The organism is Micromonospora sp. NPDC047753, from assembly GCF_040642735.1.
Classification (GTDB): Bacteria; Actinomycetota; Actinomycetes; order Mycobacteriales; family Micromonosporaceae; genus Micromonospora.
In genome coordinates this window covers 1-6,315 of record NZ_JBEYSL010000399.1, presented here as the reverse complement: position 1 = coordinate 6,315, position 6,315 = coordinate 1, and the positions used below count along the sequence as shown (strand labels likewise).

Sequence of the window (6,315 nt, the reverse complement as noted above, 5' to 3'; positions counted from 1 at the left end):
CTCCGCCGCGGCGTGTCGTGGCAACAACTTCATGATCGACGGCGTCGGGCAGCGGCGATTGCCTGGCGGACTGTGTGCGGGATGTAGGCGGGGTGGAGGGTGTCCTGCCAGGTGAATCGGAGGACGGTCCAGCCGGCGTTGACGAGGCGGTTCTGTCGACGGCGGTCGGCGTAGGCGGCCTCCGGGGCACCGTGAGGGCCGCGGCCGTCGGCCTCGGCGATGACGCGAGGGCCCCGCCAGCCGAGATCCCCGATCCCCAACAGGTAGCCGTCCTCATCGCGTACCTCAAGTTGCAGTGCGTCCGGTGGCACTCTCCCGTCCACGCAGCGCAGCCGGGTCCGCGTCTCCAACGGGGACTGCGCACGCCCATCGACCTCGCTGAGGTAGCCACGCGCCACGACCGCACCGCGTCGTCCTCGAACGAGGCGCGGAATGGCGAGCAGATCATCGATGGTCACGAGCCGACGATTCAGTGCCGAGTCCAGCACACTCACCGCCGAAAGACGATCAACCCGAAGGCTCACGTCGGCAAGGGTCCGCAGCGGTTCTGTAGCGGTGATTCCGTTCACCTGGACAAATTGGTCGGGCTGAATGACCAACTGATGAACCACCACCTCCGGGTGGGCAAGCCGGGCTGGCCTGGCGATCGGGCCTGGCACCGACAGGTCGATCACGTCGGTGGCCCGCAGACCGGCTAACCCGTGCAGCTCCGCAGCCGTTGCGAGCACAGCGGCTGCGGCTGGCCCGAAGGAGGCCACCGCAGCCCTGATCCGTGCCGCTCGCGGAACGCCGTCGTACCGGTCAGCGTCCACCAGATAGGCGCCACGCGCCACGACCCGCCAGCGTCCAGTCCGACAAAGCCGCTGCACCTCATGCGTCGTCAGGCCAGCCGCACGCGCCTGCCTGAGTGTTACAACTCCGTCCCGCACGGCCGCAATCTGCCGCACCACATCCAAGGCATCCACCCGGCCACCCTGGCCCAACCCGAAACCCGAAACGACCCCCTGTGGACAACCCCTCCACGCCTGTGGATAACGAGGCTCTCAGAGCTGGTTGATCATGAAGTTATTGCCTCGACACGCCGACAGCGATGGCAATAACTTCATGATCAACACGGGGGGGTGGGGGTGGGTGCGGGGGGTTAGGGGAGGAGGGGGTGGAGGACTACGTTTTCTTCTCGGCCTGGGCCTACGCCTACGACACTCACCTGGGTGTTGCAGAGTTCTTCGACCCTCGCGATGTAGCGGCGGGCGTTCTCCGGAAGGTCGTCGATGGTGCGGGCCTTGGTGATGTCCTCCCACCAGCCGTCGAGTTCCTCGAAGACGGGCTTTGCGTGGTGGAAGTCCGTCTGGCTCATCGGCATGTCGTCGACCCGGACGCCGTTGATCTCGTAGCCGACGCAGATCGGCACCTTGGGCAGGCCGGTGAGCACGTCCAGCTTGGTGATGACCAGGTCGGTGACGCCGTTGAGGCGGCAGGCGTACCGGGCGACGACCGCGTCGAACCAGCCGCACCGGCGCTCCCGCCCGGTGGTGGTGCCGTACTCAGCGCCGATCTTGCGCAGGTGGTCGCCGTTGGCGTCGAACAGCTCGGTCGGGAACGGCCCGGCACCCACCCGGGTGGTGTACGCCTTGCTCACCGCGATGACCTTGTTGATCGCGGTCGGCGGGATGCCCGCGCCCACGCAGGCACCACCGGCGGTGGGGTTGGACGAGGTCACGAAGGGGTAGGTGCCGTGGTCCATGTCGAGCATGGTGGCCTGGGCGCCTTCCAGCAGCACCGTCTCGCCCCGGTCCAGGGCGTCCCAGAGCATCGCCCGGGTCTCCGCGATGTACGGCTTGAGCCGCTCCGCGTACGCCAGGTACTCCTCGACCGTCGCGTCGACGTCGATCGCCTTGCGGTTGTAGACCTTGAAGAGGATCTGGTTCTTCTCGCGCAGCGCGAGTTCCAGCTTCTTGCGCAGGATGCCCGGGTCGAGCAGGTCCTGGAGGCGGATGCCGATCCGGGCGACCTTGTCGCCGTACGCCGGGCCGATGCCGCGGCCGGTGGTGCCGATCCGGGACGAGCCGAGGTAGCGCTCGATGACCCGGTCCAGCGCCCGGTGGTGCGGCATGATCAGGTGAGCGTCACCGGAGATCCGCAGGCGGGACACGTCGACGCCGCGCTCCGCCAGGCCGTCGATCTCGGCGAGCAGCACCTTCGGGTCGACCACCACACCGTTGCCGATGACGATCATCGCGTTCGGTGAGAGCGCGCCGGACGGCATCAGGTGCAGCGCGTACTTCTGGCCGTCCGGGGTGATCACCGTGTGCCCGGCGTTGTTGCCGCCGGAGTAGCGCACGACGTAGTCGACCCGCTCACCCAGCAGGTCGGTAACCTTGCCCTTGCCCTCGTCGCCCCACTGAGCGCCGATGAGCACGATCGCTGGCATCTTTTCCGCCTCCAGAAGGCTCGGGTGCCAGGTGGCGACCGCTCGGCGAGCCCGGGGTGTCAGGTTAACAAGTAGTGACGGCGTGGCCGGCAGGGGTCGCGTCGAGAGGCAGGAGGCTCTTCCGTGTACGACGTGGTGCTGCTCACCCTTGGTTCGGAGCGGGACGCTCCCGGGGGCTGCGGCAGCGGCGGGGCCTGCTGCGGCGGCGCGACCGGGGCCGACACCGGCCCAACGAGCCAGACCGACACTGGGCCGGAAAACACCAGCCAGGCCGCCCCCGGCCAGGCAAATGCCGACCAGGCCAGCAACGACCAGACCAGCAGCGGGCAGGCGAACACCGACCAGGCCAGCAACGACCAGACCGACACCGGGCAGTGCGCGACGGAGCGACCACGGGTGCCGGTGCTGGCGTGCGCCGACGCGTTGAACGCCCGGGGCGCCCGGGTGGAGACGGTCACGGCCCGCTCCGACGCCGAGATCGACGCGGTGCTGGCCCGGTTCGACGGCCCAGCACGCCCGGACGGCCTCACCTGGCCGGACCCGGACAGCAAGACCCGGCTGGTCATCGCCACGGCGAGCGACGGGCAGTTGCGCGCCGTGCTGCGCCGGCTGGTCAAGCGGTACGCCCCGGCGCCGAGCAAGCGCCCGGCGGACCTGCCCGGCAACCGGACCCTGCCCGACCTGCCGCCGGTGGCCGTACTCCCGCTCGACCCGGCCCGTGGCGGCACCCACCGGGACCTGGCCGCGCAGCTCGGGCTGCCCCGTGACCCGGCGGCGGTGGCCGCCGCGGTGCTGGACGGCACGCCGCGCCGGTTGGACCTGCTCCGCAACGACGGTGGCTCGGTGACCCTGGACGGCGCGCTCCTCGGCGCAGCCGACGACGCCGGCCGGCCGCTGCACTGGCGCGCCCGGGTGGAGGTCGACGACACCATCCTCACCGACGGTTCGGAACCGCTGCTGGCCTGCGCGGTCGGCAACGCCGGCGGGTACGCGACGCTCAACGACGTGACGCTGCTGACCGCGCCGGACCCGACCGACGGCCAGGTCGAGGTCGCGGTGGCCGTGCCGGTGGTCGTCCGGTCGACGTGGGGGCGCAAGCGGGTACGCCTCGAAGTTCGGCGGGCCCGTGGACGGGCGGTGTCGGTGCTGCCCAGGGAGGGCAGGGTGCCGTACCTCGACGATGGTGTCGAGAGCGAGCTGACCCGTAAGCGTTCCTGGTGGGTCGAGCCGGGCGCCTGGGCGGTCTGGTCGATCTGACCTCGGCCGCGACCGGCCGACCTGCCTGAGCCGATCGGCCCTGTTGGGCGATTGGGCCTATCCTCGCAGGAGGACTGGGGAGGGCCGTAATGGACGAGAACGCCGACCGGGCGCAGGTGCCCGGCCAGCAGCCGGTGCCGGAGCGGGACGTCGAACCACTCTGGCCGCCAGATCCGGGCGACCGGGGCGCGGTGCCGCCGTGGGCTGCTGTCGCCGAGCAGCGGGGTGGGCCGTCGCCGGTCACACATCCGGTCACGCCACCGGTGGCCGCGCCGCCGATCGGGCGACCGCCGGTTCCCGGCCAGCCCGGCGCTGCGGCCCAGTCGCCGCCCTCGCCGTCGGACTACCCGTCGCTCACCGGCGCCGTCCCGGCACCTGGGGGGTGGGGGACCAGCGGCCCGTCCGGCGTCGGGTCTGGTTGGGCGCCGGCGCAGTCGAGTTGGCCGCCGCCGACCGACCCGGCCGCTGCGTCACCCCCGGCAGACCCGGCCGCTGCGTCACCCCCGGCCGCTCCGCCAGCGACCGCCGCCCGGCCGACGCCGCCGTCGACCGGCCCCGGGGGCAACGGCGGGCCGACCGGTCCGGGGAGCAACGGCGGGCCAACCGGCCCCGGCATCCCGGCTGCCGCCGCGACACCGAGCACCACCGCCGCACCGCGCGACGGCCGTCCCGCCGGGAGCGACGCGGGCAGCGCCGCGCCCGACGCGCCACAGGTGATGCCCGGCAACGCGGCACAGGTACTGCCCGGTGACCGGGTCCCGACCGCCGCGCCGATCACCCCGGGCAGCGTCGACCTGAACCTGCCGTTCACCCTGGATCACCCGACCGCCGCCGACCGCTCCGCCGCATCGGCACCCGCCGACCGCTCCACCTCGGCCGCCGCCACCGGCTCGCCCATTTCGGCGGCCACCGCGTCCGCTGCCAGCCCGAACGCCACCGACAGCCCGCGTGCCGCCGACAGTCCGACGGCCGCCGGCCCCGCGCCGGCAGACCCCTCGGCCGCAGCCTTCGCGGCGGCCAGGTCGGCACCACAACCTGGTGTGCCCATGCCCCAGGCTGGCGGGCCGACACCACAGCCGGACGGGACCGCGCCGCAGGCCGGCGGGCCGGCACCACAGCCCGGCCAGCCGGTGCAACAGGCCAGCGGGGCCGGTGCGGACGGGTCCCCTGACGGGCCGGCGCGGCCGATTGCCGAGTCGCCGTGGGCGTACCCGCCGCAACGCCCGGCCGGAACGGCCGCGCCCGCTGCGGACGAGGCCGGCGCGACACCTCCGGTTCCGCCTCCGCCTCCGGTCGTTCCGCACGCCGGTCCCACGCAGGCACACCCCGGGCAGCCGTTCATCCCCGGCCAGGTCGGCCCGGCGCAGATTCCGCCACCGCCCGACGTGACGCAGTTCAGCAACCCACCGCACGGCCTTGCCGCACCGCAACACGCTCCTGGGCAGGCCGGGCCGGCGACCCCACCGCCCGGGCCGTTCCCGCCCTCGCCGGGCTGGCACCCACCGCCCTGGCAGCAGGGCTCGCCCGGCGGCACGCCCGGGCAGCCGTACCAGGAGGCCGACGGAGTGACCCGGGTCCCGGCCCCCGCGTACCCGGACGCGACCGCGTACCCGGACGCGAGCTGGACACCGGACACCACAGCCGCACCGACCGCCGAGGATTTCGCCCGACGCCGCCAGGTTCGACCCGCCGATCCGGTGGCGACCATGGGTGTACGCGCGGTGGTCAACAAGATGGGCCTGCTCCGGCTCTCTCCGGGGCGGCACGAGCAGGAGCTCAAGCGGGACATCGAGATGGTGCGCCGCAACTTCGGCGGTCTGCGGCAGGTGACCGTCGTCAATCCGAAGGGCGGCGCCGGGAAGACGGTGGCCATCCTGCTGCTCGCGATGACGTTCGGTCAGAAGCGCGGCGGCTACGTGCTGGCCTGGGACAACAACGAGACCCAGGGCACGCTCGGGATGCGCGCCCAACAGGACTTCCACTCCCGCACGGTGCGGGACATGCTGCGTGACCTCGGGCAGTTCCAGGGTGCGCACGGGCGGGTCGGGGACCTGTCGCAGTACGTCCGCTCGCAGGGCGAGGGGATGTTCGACGTCCTGGCCTCGGACGAGTCGGCCACCGGCGGCGAGATGTTGACGGCTGCCGCGTTCGCCGAGATCCGAGAGGTGGTCAGCCGGTTCTACAAGCTGATCTTCGTGGACACCGGGAACAACGTCCGGGCGCAGAACTGGCAGGCGTCGATGGACGCCACCGACCAGTTGGTGGTCACCATGTCGGCCCGTAACGACTCCGCCGAGACCGCCGCCCGGATGCTCGACCACCTGGAGCAGAGCGGCCGGCAACGGCTGGTCCGCCAGGCCGTGACCGTGGTGTCGATGCCACCGTCCCGCAAGGAGATCGACCTGCCGGCCATCCAGGAGCACTTCGCGGCCCGCACCCGGGCGGTGCTGCTGGCCCCGTACGAGCGGCTCATCGACAGCGGCGAGCCGATCCGGTACGGCGGGCTCTCCTCGGCCACCCGGGACGCCTGGCTGAAGATCGCCGCCGCGGTCGCCGAAGGGCTGTGACCCGCCGACGGCCGGCCCGCGGGCCGGGGGGCCCGCCGGGGGGGGGGGGCCGATGAGGTC

4 protein-coding genes are annotated in these 6,315 nt (G+C 72.6%); 2 read left to right on the top strand and 2 right to left on the bottom strand.

The features are described 5' to 3' along the window. Window positions 1–29: 29 nt before the first annotated feature. Together ABZ749_RS26575 and ABZ749_RS26570 are read right to left on the bottom strand one after the other, a co-directional pair. Entirely contained in the window at window positions 30–947 is a 918-nt protein-coding gene (locus ABZ749_RS26575) for a type IV toxin-antitoxin system AbiEi family antitoxin domain-containing protein (RefSeq protein ID WP_357232602.1), read from the bottom strand. A gap of 194 nt (window positions 948–1,141) precedes the next feature. After that, window positions 1,142–2,431, bottom strand: coding sequence for an adenylosuccinate synthase (locus tag ABZ749_RS26570; RefSeq protein WP_357232596.1), 1,290 nt, complete (start codon window positions 2,429–2,431; stop codon window positions 1,142–1,144). Between the two features lie 123 nt (window positions 2,432–2,554). On the opposite strand from ABZ749_RS26570, the gene ABZ749_RS26565 reads away from it, so the two are divergent. After that, entirely contained in the window at window positions 2,555–3,688 is a 1,134-nt protein-coding gene (locus ABZ749_RS26565; RefSeq protein WP_357232593.1) for a diacylglycerol kinase family protein, read from the top strand. 716 nt (window positions 3,689–4,404) lie between these two features. Next, entirely contained in the window at window positions 4,405–6,255 is a 1,851-nt protein-coding gene (locus ABZ749_RS26560) for a chromosome partitioning protein (RefSeq protein ID WP_357232599.1), read from the top strand. Window positions 6,256–6,315: the final 60 nt, after the last annotated feature.

Bases quoted from the DNA above. Each gene is read 5' to 3' on its own strand.
- ABZ749_RS26570 (WP_357232596.1), bottom strand. From the start codon at position 2,431: ATGCCAGCGATCGTGCTCATCGGCGCTCAGTGGGGCGACGAGGGCAAG.
- ABZ749_RS26560 (WP_357232599.1), top strand. From the start codon at position 4,405: ATGCCCGGCAACGCGGCACAGGTACTGCCCGGTGACCGGGTCCCGACC.